Source organism: Pseudomonas sp. S2_B07 (assembly GCF_054668435.1).
Genome location: NZ_CP162769.1, coordinates 161,998 through 177,649, shown reverse-complemented (window position 1 = coordinate 177,649; position 15,652 = coordinate 161,998). Strand labels below are relative to the sequence as shown.

Below are 15,652 nucleotides of genomic sequence, written 5' to 3'. Positions count from 1 at the left end.
TAGCCGCTGCCGAGCCCGCGAGGCTGCGTCCGGCGGCGCAACCGGACGCAGGCTTCGCCCGCGGCTACAGGGTTGAGCGCGGCTAATACCGATTCCCCACTCATAAACCAACACATTCCGTTTGAAGGCATTTCGCTATATATTCGACTATATAGCGTTTCACCTCCTTGCTGCATTTGCCTATAACGGAGCCGTTTCATGACCATGGGTGCCTCACGTTTTGCCCCTTCTTGCCTCGCCAGCCTGATCGCCCTCTTCGCTTTCGGCTCCGCGCACGCGGACGAAGTCCAGGTCGCTGTCGCCGCCAACTTCACAGCCCCTCTCCAGGTCATCGCTGCCGATTTTGAGAAAGACACCGGGCACAAACTGATCGCGGCGTATGGTGCCACCGGCCAGTTCTACACCCAGATCAAGAATGGCGCGCCGTTCGAAGTGTTCCTCTCGGCCGACGACACCACCCCGCAAAAACTTGAATCCGAAGGCGACACGGTCAAGGGTTCGCGCTTCACCTACGCCATCGGCACCCTGGCGCTGTGGTCGGCCAAAGAAGGTTACGTCGACGCCAAGGGCGAAGTACTGAAGAAGAACGAGTACCGGCACTTGTCCATTGCCAACCCGAAAGCTGCACCGTACGGTCTGGCCGCGACTCAGGTACTGGCCAAGCTGGGCCTGACCGACAAGGTCAAGGATAAGATCGTAGAAGGCCAGAACATCACCCAGGCTTACCAATTCGTCTCCACCGGCAACGCAGAACTGGGCTTCGTAGCCTTGTCGCAGATCTACAAAGACGGCAAAGTCACCAGCGGTTCGGCGTGGATCGTTCCAGCTGACATGCATGACCCGATCAAACAAGACGCGGTGATCCTCAACAAAGGCAACGACAACCCGGCCGCCAAGGCACTGGTTGAATACCTGAAGGGTCCGAAAGCCGCTGCTGTCATCAAATCCTATGGTTACCAACTCTAAATGACGCTGACGAGTGCCGACTTCGCTGCCATCTGGCTAACCCTCAAACTGGCGTCCCTGACGACTGCGATCCTGTTGGTCATCGGCACTCCAATTGCGTTATGGCTGTCACGCACCCATTCCTGGTTGCGCGGCCCGGTCGGGGCGATCGTCGCCCTGCCCTTGGTCCTCCCGCCCACGGTGATTGGCTTTTATCTGTTGCTGGCGCTGGGGCCTCACGGTTTTGTCGGTCAGTTCACCCAATCGCTGGGGTTTGGCACCCTCACCTTCAGCTTTGCGGGGTTGGTCGTCGGCTCGGTGCTGTACTCGATGCCATTCGTGGTTCAACCGCTGCAAAACGCCTTTTCCGCCATTGGCACTCGCCCCTTGGAAGTGGCCGCGACCTTACGCGCCAATCCGTGGGACACCTTCTTCAGCGTGATCCTGCCGCTCGCACGGCCGGGTTTTATCACAGCGGCGATTCTCGGCTTCGCCCACACCGTCGGTGAGTTCGGTGTGGTCTTGATGATCGGCGGCAACATCCCGGACAAGACGCGCGTGGTGTCGGTGCAGATCTACGATCACGTCGAAGCCATGGAATACGCCCAGGCCCATTGGCTGGCCGGGGCGATGCTGGTGTTCTCCTTTGCGGTGTTGCTGGCGCTCTACTCCAGCCGCAAAACCAAAGCGATCTGGAGCTGATCGATGATCGATATGCGTCTGCAATTGAGCTATTCGGGGTTCGCCCTGGACGTGGACCTTCAATTGCCCGGTCGTGGCGTGACCGCGCTTTATGGACACTCAGGCTCGGGAAAGACCACCTGCCTGCGCTGCATCGCCGGACTGGAACAAGCCCCACAGGGTTTTATCCAGGTCAACGATGAAGTCTGGCAGGACAGCGAAAAGAAGATTTTCGTACCGCCGCATAAACGTGCGCTGGGGTATGTCTTCCAGGAAGCCAGTCTGTTCCCGCACCTGTCAGTGCTGGCGAACCTGCAATTCGGCCTCAAGCGCATCCCGAAACAGCAGCGCCGGGTCGACATGGGCCATGCCACGGAATTGCTGGGGATCGGGCATCTGCTGGAACGTCACCCGCAGCACCTTTCCGGCGGCGAGCGGCAGCGGGTCGGCATTGCGCGCGCGCTGCTCACCAGCCCGAAACTGCTGCTGATGGACGAGCCGCTGGCGGCGCTGGACAGTCAACGCAAAAACGAAATCCTGCCTTACCTGCAACGCCTGCACGATGAGCTGGACATCCCGGTGCTGTATGTCAGTCACTCGCAGGATGAGGTCGCGCGATTGGCCGATCACATTGTCTTGCTGAGCGAAGGCAAGGCGCTGGCCAGCGGCCCCATCGGCGAAACCCTCGCCCGTCTCGACCTGCCACTGGCGCTGGGCGACGATGCGGGCGTGGTGATCGAGGGTCATGTCAGCGCGTATGACGCCCACTATCAGTTGCTGACCTTGCAGTTGCCCGAGACCGAACTGGGCATTCGCGTCGCCCATGCGCCCATGCCCTTGGGTCAGACACTGCGTTGCAAGGTTCAGGCGCGCGATGTCAGCCTGAGCCTGCGAAGCGTCGAGCAAAGCAGCATCCTCAATCGCCTGCCGGTGACCGTGATCGGTGAAATCAGCGCCGACAACGCTGCCCATGTGCTGATACGCCTGAATGCCGCCGGCACGCCATTACTGTCTCGTATCACCCGCTACTCCCGGGATCAGTTGGGCGTGCATCCTGGCCAGCAACTCTGGGCACAAATCAAAGCGGTGGCAGTGCTGGCCTAAGTCTTTTGGCACCAACGACAAATGAGCGCGGTCAATGGCTGTACTGACCCCTGATTTGTTGTCGAGGTTGACTCGCCATGTCCGATACCGCGCTGCCAGATGTTCTGCCACCCGACCTGCACTATGTCGATGACACGCAGCCCGGAATCAGCCGAAAGCTGCTGCGTGGAAAGTTTGTTTACTTCGATCCGGCGGGCCAGCGCATTACCGATACGGACGAAATCAAACGCCTCAACGCGCTCGCCGTACCGCCGGCCTATATGGATGTGTGGATTTGCGCCGACCCGCGCGGCCATCTGCAAGCCACCGGCCGCGACGCTCGTGGTCGCAAGCAATACCGCTACCACGCACGCTGGCGCGAAGTGCGCGATGCCGACAAATACTCGCGGCTGCGCGACTTCGGCCTGGCACTGCCGAAACTGCGCAAACAGCTTGAAACGCTACTGGCCGCGCCAGGCTTCAGCCGAGACAAGGTCATGGCCACCGTCATCACCTTGCTCGATGCAACGCTGATCCGGGTCGGCAACACGCAGTACGCCCGGGACAATCGTTCCTATGGCCTGACGACGTTGCGCAGCCGTCACGTTGAAGTCAACGGCAGCGCTATCCGCTTTCAGTTCCGCGGCAAGAGTGGCGTCGAGCACCAGATCACCGTGAGAGACCGACGCCTGGCTCGGATCATCAAGCGTTGCCAGGAAATCCCCGGACAAAACCTGTTTCAGTATCTGGATGAGAACGGTGAGCGACACACCGTCAGTTCCGCCGACGTCAACGCGTACCTGCAAACCCTCACCGGCGCGGATTTCACGGCCAAGGATTACCGCACGTGGGCAGGCAGTGTCCTGGCATTGTCGGTGTTGCGCGAATTGCAGTGGGAGCCGGAGTCCGACGCCAAACGCCAGGTGGTAGAGATGGTCAAGAGCGTCGCCAGGCAGTTAGGCAACACGCCCGCGGTGTGCCGCAAATGCTACATCCACCCAGCGGTGCTCGACGCTTTTATGCTCGGCGCTCTGGCAGAGTTGCCTCGGCCAAGGTTGCGTAAAGGGCTCAGGCCAGAGGAAGTCGGGCTGGCCATGTTCCTTGAGCGCATGATCGCCAGCGCTGAAGCGACGAACTGACCTGTCTATTTTTTGCACGACCAGAAAGAACTTCTATAGTTGATCTGAACCAGAATCAGCTGCGGTGACGCCATGGAAGACATTTTCGTTGTGAAGCGTTGCAACAAGATCATCATTCATGGTCGCCGAGCCGGTGAATCCGGTCACCCGCCACCCGACGCCGCCGTCTGGTACCGCATCGCCGACACTCGCACTCATGGTTTCATCGGTGACGGCTTTGACGCTGAAGCCGATGCCAGACGGGAATGCCAACGGCTGAATGCCACATCGCAAGTGATGGCCCGGCAAGGATGATGAACAGGTACCGGTCTATTCCGGGTCTATACTGAAAAACAGCTGAAGGATCGGCGACCCCAACGGCTGAAAGCTCGCACCTGGCGGGCTTTTTGCTGCCATTTGCCAGGTTTCTTCAACGGAGGTGTTTTCCATGTCCGAAAAAGAGTCCATCACCACCCTCCTCACCCTGCTTGACTCCCGGCAGGCTCGGCTTGCCGCCGCGTGCAAGGAAATTGCCGATTGGGTCGATCATCAAGGGGGGCACCCAACAGCCCTCAGAATTCGTGATCGGCTAAACGACATCGAAAAAGACACTCCCCTGATTCGAAACACGCTGTCGTCGCTAAAACCTGTCGATCCGCCCCTGCCACGGTTCAGATGAGTCGGGCACGCGACGCGAGAACAGAGCCTGTTTCAGGACGCATGAACGGCGACCTTATCGTCACCGCGATTGTGCCTGCCTGAGTGTCTGCCGCTACACCTGCAAACCCGGCCTGGCGCTGGGCTTTTTTTTGCGACATTTCTTTCACGCCGCATTTACAACACGCGCCCTACAGTGAGTCACTCCTTTGAAGAATCACCTTGGTCTGCCCGCATGCAGACCTTTTTTTTGCCTGTCAGGCAGCCATCGAACGCTGGCGTTTGCGCGGGGTCAAACAATCACACGTCACGAAGGAGACGTTCCATGGTCACCCACTACAAAGTCAGCGGGCATCTGGCCTGCGGTCACAACGGCAGCAACCTCACGTCCACCCAGGAACTGAACCGCGTGAAATGCAGAAGCTGCCGAAACACCGACGCGTACAAGGAAGCGCGCAAGGCCCAACGCAATGCAACACGCCGTGCCGCACGCAAGGCCAAAGCCACTCACACCGCCAATGACTGGCGCGCAGCCTGGACTGAACGGCTAACCGCCATGGCCGGGTTGCAAAGACTGCCTCGTGGTTTCAGCGGCCAGCCTTTTGTATAACAGGCTCATTCGACAGCAGGGTCGACTTCGTTCGACCCACTGCTGATCAACGCGCTAGCGGGCGCCATCACTTCCGCGAGCGACATACGCTTGAATGCTTCGAACAGTCGCCGCCCCTCTTCAGGCGCGCAGGTGATGGCCAAACGCATGGTCGCCTCGCCCAGTTGCCAGATCAAAAAAGCCGTATCGCAAACTTGCTGGGTATCACTGCCTGGAAACACACGAAGCATCGCATCCGCCAGCAACCTGCCCGCCACTCGACTCTCTTCCAGTTCCAGCGCCAGCAGTTGCTTGTCGGCTTGCATCCCCGACCAGATATCACGCATTACAGGCTCCGCCTGAGCGATGTTGTAATACTGCTCAAGCAAGTCCGAATAGGCCTCACGCAGCCCTTGCGCATCCTGGACCGCTACCAATGCCGTTTCTATGCAACGGCGACTCTCTGCGTTAAAGCGTTCGGCCAGCGTGCGGATCACCGAGCTCTTGTCCGGAAAATACTGATAAAGCGAACCAATCGAAATCTCCGAGCGTTCGGCAATTTCACTCATCTTTAATGAGTCGCTGCCCTTGGTTGCGATCAGTTTTGTTGCCACCGCCAGAATGCGCTCCTGCCGCTCGCGACTGCGTTGTTGCGTGGGGTTGCGTCGGCTCGGCTCTGAAACCGCCTGTTCGCGCTCGGTGATAGTTTTCTTCGGCACTGGTGGGAATCCCGGTCGATAACGTGACATGCACTCACCTTAGCACCGCCTATCAACCCACCCAAGGGGGGGATGGCCGTACGTCGGTTCCGCTCTTTCGTTTATTGACGGCAGAACGTGAGCGTTTATCATCTTTTTAACGTGAGTGTTACTCACATTAACCCGATGGAGATGAACGCGATGAAGACCTCTCAAGACCGCATCCTCATTCTCGGTGCGACCGGTAAAACAGGGAGCAGGATTACTCAACGGCTACAACATGCGGGATTGCCCGTGCGGCTGGGCTCTCGTGGCGCCAATCCACCTTTCGACTGGGAAGATCGCGGCACTTGGGAGGCCACGCTTGATGGCATCGACGCCGTATACATTTCCTATCAACCAGACCTCGCCGTTCCGGGTGCCGTCGAAACGATTCAGGCGTTTACCGACCTGGCGGTCAAAAGCGGCGTCCGCAAACTGGTGCTGCTGTCCGGACGCGGAGAGGCCGAAGCGGAACAAGCCGAACGCGTCATACAAAACAGCGGCGTCGACTGGACGATCCTTCGCTGCAGCTGGTTCTTCCAGAACTTCAGTGAGGCACATTTTCTGGAGCCGATTGTTCAAGGAGAAGTAGCCCTTCCCGTTGGCAACATCGCCGAGCCCTTTGTCGACGTGGAAGACATCGCCGAGATTGCCGTCCTGGCGCTGACGCAACCCGGCCACTCAGACCAGCTTTATGAACTCACAGGGCCACGGGCGCTGACGTTTGCCGAGGCGGTCGATGAGATTGCTCGAGGGACCGGCCGCGATATCAGCTTCGTCGCCGTACCGCCGGATGCCTATAGAGAGGCGCTGGAACAGGCGCACCTTCCAGCCGAGTTGACCAACCTGGTGCTGTACCTCTTCACAACGGTGCTCGACGGGCGCAACACGCCCCTTGCCGATGGCGTCCAGCGTGCACTGGGCCGTCCCGCGCGGGACTTTAGCGATTATGTGCGGCGCACTGCGGATACGGGGGTTTGGGCGAGTGAAGGCTGAACGAATAAATACGGCAAACATCCCGAATGAGATCAATACTCATCCTGTCATGTTGTGGACACTATGATGGGACGCCGATTCGGCTTGGCTCAGTAACGTTCGAGGTGACGCCATGTTTTTGAAAGTGATTTTCATCTACTGGCCGCTGCTGGCGATCATCATCGCCGCAGCGCTGAGCCGACTTGTCCATAACGCCAAGGTTGCTGATCGGGCGCTAGAAGCGCAGCAGTTTTCAAACGTGATTGCGGAGCAATTCTGAAATCAAGAGCCGGAAACAAACAAGGGCTTGCATCAGCTTTCGCCCGCAAACCCTTGATTTTAGATGGTGCCCGAAGCCGGAACCTTATTTATTCTTAAAATCACCGCATTCATTGGAGTCAACCGACAACCTTAGAATCAAATGTACTGACTAATGTACTATTTTGTGAACGCTGGGGGGTTGAGGTCGTTACGCCAGAGTGAGTACGCAAGGGCAGCAATCGGCCGATTCTGTTGAAAAAGTAGCTCCCCTGTCTGGCCTGCGGCAAAATTGCTTCATTGGCCGGCGGGGGATCACACAGCATGATGGGACAGTTATCGAGTGGGCAGGAGCGACTGTTTTACTCGTTCAACCTTGAAGATCACATCCCAGCCAATCACCTTCTGCGCAGCATTGATCGGTGTCTCGATCTGAGTGATTTGCGCCATCACCTCGCCGACTTCTATAGCCCGATTGGGCGCCCGTCGATTGATCCTGAATTGATGATCCGCATGTTGATCGTGGGCTATTGCTACGGCATACGCTCAGAGCGGCGGTTGTGCGAAGAGGCCCATTTGAACTTGGCGTATCGCTGGTTCTGCCGATTGAGCCTTGAAGATGAAGTCCCCAATCACTCGACCTTTTCCAAAAACCGACACGGCCGTTTTCGGGACAGCGATCTGTTTCGCTGGCTGTTCAATGAAGTGCTGCGTCGTTGCATGGACGCCGGTCTGGTCAAGGGCGAAGGCTTTGCCGTGGACGCCAGCATCATCAAAGCGGATGCGAGTCGGCAGCGCGGTGTACCGGGTGATGAACCGGTCAACTGGAGCGATCCGGCCCTGAGCACCCGCGCCGTGCGTGAGTATCTTGAGGCACTCGATGAAGAGGCTCTGGCCGAAACGCTACCGAAGCGTCTATCGCTGACTGATCCTCAAGCCCGCTGGACCGCAGCTCCAGGTGGCCCAGCGTTCTACGCTTACTCCACGAATTATCTGATCGATACCGAGCACGGCGTGATCATGGATGTGGAACCCACACCGGCTCATCGAACCGCAGAAGTCGAGAGCACCAAGACGATGATCGATCGCGTTGAGGCGCAGTTCGACATCAAGCCGGAACGCCTCATTGGCGACACCGCTTACGGTACCGCGCCGATGCTGGCCTGGATGGTGGAGGAAAAGGACATCGAGCCACATGTGCCGGTGTGGGACAAAACCGAACGCAAGAACGACAGTTTTTCGAGCAACGATTTCCGCTGGAATGAAGAGACTGAGGAATACTGCTGCCCGGCTGGCAATGCATTACGTAGCGAATGGCGAGCCTTCAAGAACGAGCGTTCGCACGTCACCAAAGCCAACACCATCATCTTCCGATCCAGACAGACTGACTGCGCGACGTGTCCGATGAAAGCCAAGTGCTGCCCGAACACGTCGTTTCGCAAGATCGCTCGCAGCGTTCATGAAGCCGCTCGTGACGTGGCTCGACGCATCGCGGCGACGCCGGAGTACGTGCGCTCTCGCCACGAACGTAAGAAGGTCGAAATGTTGTTCGCCCACCTCAAGCGCATCCTGAAATTGGATCGCTTGCGACTACGTGGCATGAGAGGCGCGACCGATGAGTTCACACTGGCGGCTGCGGTACAGAACCTGCGTCGACTGGCCAAACTTACATCCCAAGGGCCGCCTGCCCCGGGATAGGTGCGCCTGCACTAAGCCAAAAACCTCAAATTAACCCAATAACAAAGCAACAATGGTCAACGAAGGGCCGAGAAACCACTCAATGTGGTGAGTAGGTTCTCTGGTGGTGGCTGTGCCTGAGTTCAGGTGATCTGAAAATCCGACTTTTTCAACAGAATCGGCCAGAAGCTGCCTTTCGCCAGTGGCAGCTATGTATCACGACCTGAAATTGTCATCACTGAAAAATGGTCGCGACAGCTAGATGAGTTCACTAAGACGGGGATTGAAGCAGGTAGCAGCATTACATGATGCGCCTATTCCCTTGGTCTGAATTGCCTGAGCTGATACTCGAGGGAGTCATAAAGTTGAAGAATTTCGTCGCCTGTGACATCCAGTCCGCACTCGAAACACTTCAATCTGAGTAAGTCTTTAAACGAGGCGAACCGATGCAGGGCAGGCTGAAGATCAGCGCCGCAATTTGGACACGTCACCGTACAGGTGTCTACTTCTAGCATCACAGCCACCGCTCTCTGGCTCGTTTCAGATATTAAACGATATCGGGAACCTCTAACTTTGAGAAAAATCAACAAGCTGTCGCATCCGGTCACGGAGGGCGGCGCCTGACTGGCCCCTATTTTTGCTCGTGACGGTAACACCGTCACCAACCCAGCCGAGATCAATCCTGACTGCGGCTCCTGGCCGCTTTCTGACCCTCGCGGCGGGCAGAAAACGGCCAATAGCAGCCGGTCACAACCGACGGAGAACAGCCAAAAGCGCATAATCATGACCGTCCGCCATTCTCTCTAAGCAGACGCGTAAGTGAACGGCTCCAGCAAAATTTGAGGTTCGACCCACAACCTTAAACCGTAGGGAATTACCGAATACCCGTCGTATCGCCCAGTGAAAGTATTCGAAGCTGCAAACTCCAAGAATTTACCGCGCTTGTCATCAACAACGCGGATACCGGGGCATCCAAGCATTGTGTATTTGATAATGGGGTTTGGTAGTGAAGCCTCACTCACCTGAATTTCCACATCAGAATCATATTGCCAAATTGTCAATTTCAGTCTGACAGTACCTTGCTCGATAACGTAACAGTGTGATGTTTCGAACTCATCCAGGGAGGGGAAGACGCCGAGTACGGCGATTAAATCAAAAGGATCCCACGTTAAAAGGGGCATAAAGCATCCTTTGCTGACATCACGGTGAATTTGATCCCATTCTAATCATCAGCCAATCTGTAACGCAGTTTTTCTCTAAGACTTGTTGGCCATAGGCAGGGCGATTTTTCGCAATCCATCACCAAACGAACATTCACGATCTGGAGGACTCTACGGTTTTTTCCCTCCGTCAGCTTTGGGTCGAATGCAGCCATTTAACTACCTTATCGAAGCCCACATTGCGATAGGCCTTCGAGTGCCTTTTCACATCCACGGGGATTTTAAGTCCCAAGAGAAAATCAATCAGGCTGCACCTTCCAATAGTTTTTCCGGGTCGCAATTACGCCTTTTTGGCTGCAATCCAACCCAATGTTTCCGCGTACCTTTCAGAGATTGCGGACCGGAAAAATCGTCCCATTTCAGCGTTAATGTATGCACTCACTCCGAACCAATCTACATCATGGTATGCCGATAACACATACCATAGCGCTCGCTGTGTGGCCCTTGGCCCCTAACACCCCATGCTGGGGCTGTAGGGAAACACGCGGCCTCCAGAGGAGGTTTTGCGCAGATCCCACCCTTGGCGTCCTGTCGACCATTCAACAATTATTCCAAGCTACGGATTTCACCTGCTACGCTGCTTCCATTCACGGAGGAAACGCGATGCCCAACAATGACCTGCTCCCTTCCCTGCTATTCAAGATCAACGAAAACCAACTCGCCCTGGAGGCTGCAATCATGGAGCTGACGCTTTGGGTAGAGCAGCGCGGTGCGACCGAGGTCGGTGGCAATGTTCGTGGCGCCTTGGAAACGATCGACAAGAACGAAGAGTTCATCAAAATGACACTCGCGGTACTTATGACACCAGAGTGATCGCTCATAAAGCTACCTCGTTTCCTGCGCCATCATCCCAACTTGAGCAGCCGCCCTCGCCCAGCCGGGTAACACTTCCATCGAACAGATGGCCCTCGGCAACCGATCATGTAAGACGTTAGAAAGCTACTGGCTTTGGGTCGACTGCGGCCCTTCGCGACAGGCAACAATCGGCCAAAAGCGGGCGTTCGCTAATAATGACCCAGTAGCGCCGCGATGACTCACTCAGCGCAGAGGGGATCTGCTTAACGTTTTCCGCAGGTAGCTTGCTGACGAAGGGCACAAATGCTTGAACTGAGCTGTCTGGGAAATTGCGACAGGTGCCTTATCCCTATCAAGCCGTTCGTACCCGTTGGCCGTGAAAAAATCAACAGCACTTTGGGTCAACAAATGCAGTCGGACTGCGCCTCGGGAGACCGCGTATTGTTCCAGTTCCGACAACACCGCCGAACCCAGTCCTGCTCCACGATGCTGCTCGCAAACGACCATAGATCGCAACAGGAGATCGGGACCAGTACCCTCCAACCCTCCATAAGCAACCAATTCCCCATCCACGTCGAATCGGTAAAACTGCCGCCCGCGATCGCTCACATCATCGTAGGGCAATCCAGCTTGACTCAGGGACGCACGGAGCTGATTCAAACCGCTCGCTTCTACTTCAATCATCTGCATTTTCAGTGCTCTTATAAGCTCTCTGATACTCAATGCTAGCAGGCTCAATCCTTATCGCCGATCAATCGACGACGGCACCTGAATTCGTCCGCTTTGGGTCGTTTTCAGCCGGTAGCGGGAGGGGCCTGGGGGAATGCCCAGAGCAAAGTCTTGAAACGCATCAAGTCGACAAGGTAACCCGTCCTATCCCGGCAAATTCAACTTCCACTCGCACCCCGGCTGGCGCCCAGTAGATACCGGTCCAGCTACCGCTAGCCACCAGGTCACCGGCACGCAAAGGGTTCCCCAGTGCTGCAGCGTGACGCGCCAGCCACGGCAGCGAACTCAGCGGCTCACCGAATGGATGGCTGCCAACGCCGACGAACTCAGGCTCCCCGGCCACCCGCAACGCCACCTGTTGCCTGGACCAGTCCGGCATGTCCCTAAGCGTTCGCGGTGCACCGAGTACCAGCGCGCGGTTGAGTTGCTGGTCGGCCAGCCGAAGCAGTGGCGAGGCCCGATCGCCCTGCAGCCAGCGCGTTCCACACAGTTCGATGCCCGGCATCCATACATCGACCGCCGCATAGGCCATGGCCAGATCAGTGTGCGGGTCGAGGTCACGCGACAGGCGCACGATCAGTTCTCCCTCGATCCCGAAACCGAAGGCATCGCCCGGCGGAACCTGCCAACCCGACGGGTGTACGGCCGTTGCCGGTACCCCGGCGGTGCTGATCAGCCCTCCCGGAGCGCCGCCCAGTTTCCACGCCGCCGGCGGCCCAGAGGCGAACCAGCCGAGGGCATCCGCCACCTGGTGCTGCACGGCATAGGCCTCGGCTTCGCTAGCCGGTTCCAGGGTTGGCAACGGTTGTTGCCGCCCCTCACGCCAACCACGAATCAGGGTCGCGGCCACCTGCGCAACCGCACTCACAATGACAACTCAGTCCTGCGTCGGCGCAGTTGCGCGGGCGCCGGGCGCTCGCACGGCAGAAACCGGCCGCGACCCGCCTCACCGCGCGGCTCGCCGTCCCAGACCACCTCACCGCGAGACAGGGTCATGGCCGGCCAGGCGCTCAGCGTCATGCCGGCGTAAGGCGTGTAATCGACGTTGTGGTGCAGCATTTCGTTGCACAGGTGCACCGGCTCACCTTCGTTCCAGATCACCAGGTCGGCATCACCACCAATAGCGATGCTGCCCTTGCGCGGATACAGCCCATACAGCTTGGCGGCATTAGTGGAGGTCAGCGCAACAAAGCTTTGCGGGGTGATACGCCCACTGCGCACGCCTTCGGACCAGAGCAGTGCCATGCGGGTTTCGACACCGGGAATGCCGTTGGCGATCTGGTCGAACGACACCTCTTCACCGTGGGCCTTCTTGCCATTGGGGCCATCGAAGCGAAAGGGTGCGTGGTCTGACGAGAAAATCTCGAACGAGCCGTTCTCCAGGCCATCCCAGATCACCTGCTGGTTTGCCGCATCGCGCGGCGGCGGGCTGCAGATGCACTTGGCACCTTCGAAACTGTCGTCACATCCCAGCGAGTCGGCGGTCAGGAACAGATACTGCGGGCAGGTTTCGGCGTACACCTTCAACCCCTGGCTCTGGGCCCAGCGAATCTGCTCCACAGCCTCGCGACCCGACACGTGCACGATCAGGATCGGCACGTCCACCAGCTCGGCAAGGGCGATGGCACGATGGGTCGCTTCACGCTCCACCAGCATCGGCCGCGACGCGGCGTGGTAGCGCGGCGCAGTCAGCCCGGCCGCCAGTAGTCGCTCGGTAAGCCAGGCGATGCAATCGCTGTTCTCGGCGTGGAGCATCACCATGGCGCCCTCACGGCGCGCGACTGACAACGTCTCGAGAGTCTCCCGGTCGCCCAGCTTCAGCGCATCATAGGTCATGTAGATCTTGAACGAGGTATAGCCTTCAGCAATCAAGGCCGGCAGTTCTTCACGCAGCACCTGCGGGGTGGGATCGGTGACGATCAGGTGGAAGGCATAATCGATCACCGGCTTGTTACCCGCCCGACGATGGTAGTCATCGACGGCAGCGCGCAGGCTTTCGCCCTTCTGCTGGCAGGCGAACGGGATGACGGTGGTGGTGCCGCCGCAGGCCGCCGAGACCGTGCCGCTGAAGAAGTCATCGGCCATTACCGAGCCGTCGCCCGTCGGCTGGTCGAGGTGCACGTGGCTGTCGACGCCACCGGGGGTGACATGCCGGCCTGCCGCGTCGATTTCCTGGTGACCTTGCGGCAGGTCCAGGCCAAGGGAGACGATGCGCCCATCACGAATACCGATATCGCTGGTGAACGTGTCCGCGGCGGTGACCACGCGGGCGTTGCGAATCACCGTGTCAAAAGGTTGCATATCAGGCCTCTTCCAGAAGTAACCGACCCAGCCGTGGGGACTAACGCATCAATTTTTTGATCAAGTTCGTTCAAGCCAGGCACGGGCGATTTCTTCGCGCGTAGCAAACCAGACACCGCCGTGTTGCTTGGCATACTCGATGAACTGCTTGATCGCCCTTACTCGCCCGGGACGGCCCACCATGCGTGGATGCAGCCCGATCGACATCATGCGTGGCCCTTCAGCCGACTCCTCATAAAGGACTTCAAAGCTTTCTTTCATGTACTCGAAAAAGTCCGATGCCTGCGACAGCCCCGGCGAATTCCAGTAGCGGAAATCGTTCACGTCGGCGGTGTAAGGCACCACGAGATGACGCTTGCCCTCGACCTCGACAAAGTAGGGAACATCGTCGTTGTAGGCATCGGAGTCGTAGAGAAAACCGCCCTCCTCAGCGACCAACCGCCGGGTACTGACGCTGGCACCGTACCGGCAATACCAGCCAACGGGACGCTTGCCGCAGGTGCGCTCGAATGACTCGATGGCCAGACGCATGTGTTCACGCTCTTGCTCTTCAGTCAGGCGAAACACTTCCTCCCAGCGATAACCGTGACTGCAAATTTCATGACCCCCTGCGACTGCAGCGCGTGCAACATCAGGGTTCTGTTCAAAGGCTACTGCGCAAGCATGGAAAGTCGCACGAACCGATTGCTGATCGAGAATATCCAGGATTCGCCAGATCCCGACGCGCGAGCCGTACTCGTACATCGATTCCATCGCCAGATTGCGTGTGCCATCGGGGATTGAATAACTGCCCCACTCGGTCATGGATTCCTGGTCCGGGTCGCCCATGGCGAGCGAGCGTTCGGAGCCTTCTTCGTAGTTGATCACCAGGCTGATGGCCAAACGTGCGCCATTCGGCCAAGTGCCTTGCGGGCGTTGTCTTGCGTAACCCACTAAATCGCGTGCAGGTGAAACCATCGGGATATTCTCCTGAAGTGACTGGTTAAATAAGAACGTGGCGAAAGTTGCGACTTAGCAGTCGATATCTTTCAATCGGTCATGGCTAAAGGTGCTATCCGCTTGCCAATCGCTGAAGGCCAGCCCCATGGCCAGGGTTTGCGCAATACAGAACGAAGCCGTGAGGGAGCGAAAGCCCAGTAATTCAGCGTCGTTGACCTCTATCACCGTATCGGCCATCTGCCCGATAGGACTCAGAACGCTGTCAGTGATCGCCACCAGCGTCACGCCTGCGGCCCGCGCCTGACGACATGCCTCAATGGTGTCATTGGCGTACGGCGGAAAGCTGACGGCTATCAACAAATCATCTTCGGCAATCGCGCTGACCTGCTCTGGCAACGTGCCGCCCGCACCGCTGATGTGCACGGCTCGCCGTCCCACACGACTCAACGCGTAGCTCAGATAGGCGGCAACCGGAAAGGCACGACGCATGCCGATGACGAAGGTGGTACGCGCAACTTGCAAATGGGCGATGGCGGCTTCGATATTGGCCTGTTCGCCGCCTTCGGCCAGGTGTTCCAGAGATACGATATTGGCCTGGCTGAACTCACGCAGAATTGCGCCGACATCACTTGGGTCCTCCAGCAACGTCTCGCCGCCGTAGTGCCGAATGCGCTCGCTTTGGGTGTCGGCAGCCTGCTGCAACGGTGCGCGAAACAGCCGCTGCAAATCCTTGAAACCTGCAAAACCAAGGGCCTGGGCCAACCGAATATAGGCTGAAGGCGCAATGCTTGAGCGCTTACCCAGTTCGGCCACCGTATTGAGTGCGATCTCATGCGGGTTGTCGATCAGGAATCGGGCAGCATCGCGCAGGCGACCGGTCAGTTGTTCGTGCTGGGCCGCTATACAGTCACGCAGCTCTGCAAGGGTTTCAGGTAAGGCCATAGT

18 protein-coding genes are annotated in these 15,652 nt (G+C 57.9%); 11 read left to right on the top strand and 7 right to left on the bottom strand.

Annotated elements, in window-relative coordinates; translation table 11 throughout:
- Positions 1-198: 198 nt before the first annotated feature.
- The 7 genes from modA (at position 199) to AB4N43_RS00895 (ending at position 5,094) form a co-directional block, all read left to right on the top strand.
- Positions 199-966 (top strand): molybdate ABC transporter substrate-binding protein, encoded by a 768-nt coding sequence (gene modA, locus AB4N43_RS00925; protein WP_460152839.1) that lies wholly within the window; start codon positions 199-201, stop codon positions 964-966.
- On the top strand, positions 967-1,647 hold the full coding sequence (gene modB / locus AB4N43_RS00920; RefSeq protein WP_027922981.1) for a molybdate ABC transporter permease subunit: 681 nt from the start codon (positions 967-969) through the stop codon (positions 1,645-1,647).
- Between the two features lie 3 nt (positions 1,648-1,650).
- Positions 1,651-2,730 (top strand): molybdenum ABC transporter ATP-binding protein, encoded by a 1,080-nt coding sequence (gene modC, locus AB4N43_RS00915; RefSeq protein WP_410921707.1) that lies wholly within the window; start codon positions 1,651-1,653, stop codon positions 2,728-2,730.
- Positions 2,731-2,807: 77 nt separating this feature from the next.
- Positions 2,808-3,848, top strand: a complete 1,041-nt coding sequence (locus AB4N43_RS00910) for a DNA topoisomerase IB (protein ID WP_460152836.1) — start codon at positions 2,808-2,810, stop codon at positions 3,846-3,848.
- A 72-nt stretch (positions 3,849-3,920) separates the two neighbouring features.
- On the top strand, positions 3,921-4,142 hold the full coding sequence (locus AB4N43_RS00905) for a hypothetical protein (RefSeq protein WP_027922978.1): 222 nt from the start codon (positions 3,921-3,923) through the stop codon (positions 4,140-4,142).
- 133 nt (positions 4,143-4,275) lie between these two features.
- Positions 4,276-4,506 carry a hypothetical protein gene (locus AB4N43_RS00900; protein ID WP_007946177.1) on the top strand — a complete coding sequence of 77 codons (231 nt, stop codon included), beginning with the start codon at positions 4,276-4,278 and terminating at the stop codon, positions 4,504-4,506.
- A gap of 303 nt (positions 4,507-4,809) precedes the next feature.
- Positions 4,810-5,094, top strand: coding sequence for a hypothetical protein (locus tag AB4N43_RS00895; protein ID WP_027922977.1), 285 nt, complete (start codon positions 4,810-4,812; stop codon positions 5,092-5,094).
- A 5-nt stretch (positions 5,095-5,099) separates the two neighbouring features.
- On the opposite strand, the gene AB4N43_RS00890 is transcribed toward AB4N43_RS00895, so the two are convergent.
- Entirely contained in the window at positions 5,100-5,822 is a 723-nt protein-coding gene (locus AB4N43_RS00890) for a TetR/AcrR family transcriptional regulator (RefSeq protein WP_050590163.1), read from the bottom strand.
- A gap of 150 nt (positions 5,823-5,972) precedes the next feature.
- Here AB4N43_RS00890 and AB4N43_RS00885 point away from each other — a divergent pair, with 150 nt between their 5' ends.
- The 3 genes from AB4N43_RS00885 (at position 5,973) to AB4N43_RS00875 (ending at position 8,744) form a co-directional block, all read left to right on the top strand.
- Positions 5,973-6,809: an NAD(P)H-binding protein gene (locus tag AB4N43_RS00885; protein ID WP_059182878.1), complete on the top strand. Its 837-nt coding sequence runs from the start codon at positions 5,973-5,975 to the stop codon at positions 6,807-6,809.
- A 112-nt stretch (positions 6,810-6,921) separates the two neighbouring features.
- On the top strand, positions 6,922-7,068 hold the full coding sequence (locus AB4N43_RS00880; RefSeq protein ID WP_172825944.1) for a hypothetical protein: 147 nt from the start codon (positions 6,922-6,924) through the stop codon (positions 7,066-7,068).
- Between the two features lie 302 nt (positions 7,069-7,370).
- The gene (locus tag AB4N43_RS00875) at positions 7,371-8,744 is read left to right on the top strand and encodes a transposase (RefSeq protein WP_460152538.1); all 1,374 of its coding nucleotides are present in this window, start codon (positions 7,371-7,373) and stop codon (positions 8,742-8,744) included.
- A 782-nt stretch (positions 8,745-9,526) separates the two neighbouring features.
- On the opposite strand, the gene AB4N43_RS00870 is transcribed toward AB4N43_RS00875, so the two are convergent.
- Positions 9,527-9,904, bottom strand: a complete 378-nt coding sequence (locus AB4N43_RS00870; RefSeq protein ID WP_027922974.1) for a hypothetical protein — start codon at positions 9,902-9,904, stop codon at positions 9,527-9,529.
- 642 nt (positions 9,905-10,546) lie between these two features.
- Between AB4N43_RS00870 and AB4N43_RS00865 the strand changes: the two genes are divergently transcribed.
- Positions 10,547-10,756: a hypothetical protein gene (locus tag AB4N43_RS00865; protein ID WP_027923854.1), complete on the top strand. Its 210-nt coding sequence runs from the start codon at positions 10,547-10,549 to the stop codon at positions 10,754-10,756.
- Positions 10,757-10,981: 225 nt separating this feature from the next.
- Here the strand turns inward: AB4N43_RS00865 and arsN2 are convergent, their stop codons facing one another.
- From arsN2 to AB4N43_RS00840, 5 genes are all read right to left on the bottom strand, one after another.
- The gene (gene arsN2 / locus AB4N43_RS00860) at positions 10,982-11,428 is read right to left on the bottom strand and encodes an arsenic resistance N-acetyltransferase ArsN2 (RefSeq protein ID WP_081743961.1); all 447 of its coding nucleotides are present in this window, start codon (positions 11,426-11,428) and stop codon (positions 10,982-10,984) included.
- Between the two features lie 160 nt (positions 11,429-11,588).
- Positions 11,589-12,335 (bottom strand): 2-keto-4-pentenoate hydratase, encoded by a 747-nt coding sequence (locus AB4N43_RS00855; RefSeq protein ID WP_027923852.1) that lies wholly within the window; start codon positions 12,333-12,335, stop codon positions 11,589-11,591.
- The gene (gene hydA, locus AB4N43_RS00850) at positions 12,332-13,768 is read right to left on the bottom strand and encodes a dihydropyrimidinase (RefSeq protein ID WP_027923851.1); all 1,437 of its coding nucleotides are present in this window, start codon (positions 13,766-13,768) and stop codon (positions 12,332-12,334) included. Before hydA ends, AB4N43_RS00855 begins: the two co-directional genes overlap by 4 nt.
- A 60-nt stretch (positions 13,769-13,828) precedes the next feature.
- On the bottom strand, positions 13,829-14,725 hold the full coding sequence (locus AB4N43_RS00845; RefSeq protein WP_027923850.1) for an allantoinase PuuE: 897 nt from the start codon (positions 14,723-14,725) through the stop codon (positions 13,829-13,831).
- A gap of 54 nt (positions 14,726-14,779) precedes the next feature.
- Positions 14,780-15,649, bottom strand: coding sequence for a MurR/RpiR family transcriptional regulator (locus AB4N43_RS00840; protein WP_027923849.1), 870 nt, complete (start codon positions 15,647-15,649; stop codon positions 14,780-14,782).
- Between the last annotated feature and the right edge of the window lie 3 nt (positions 15,650-15,652).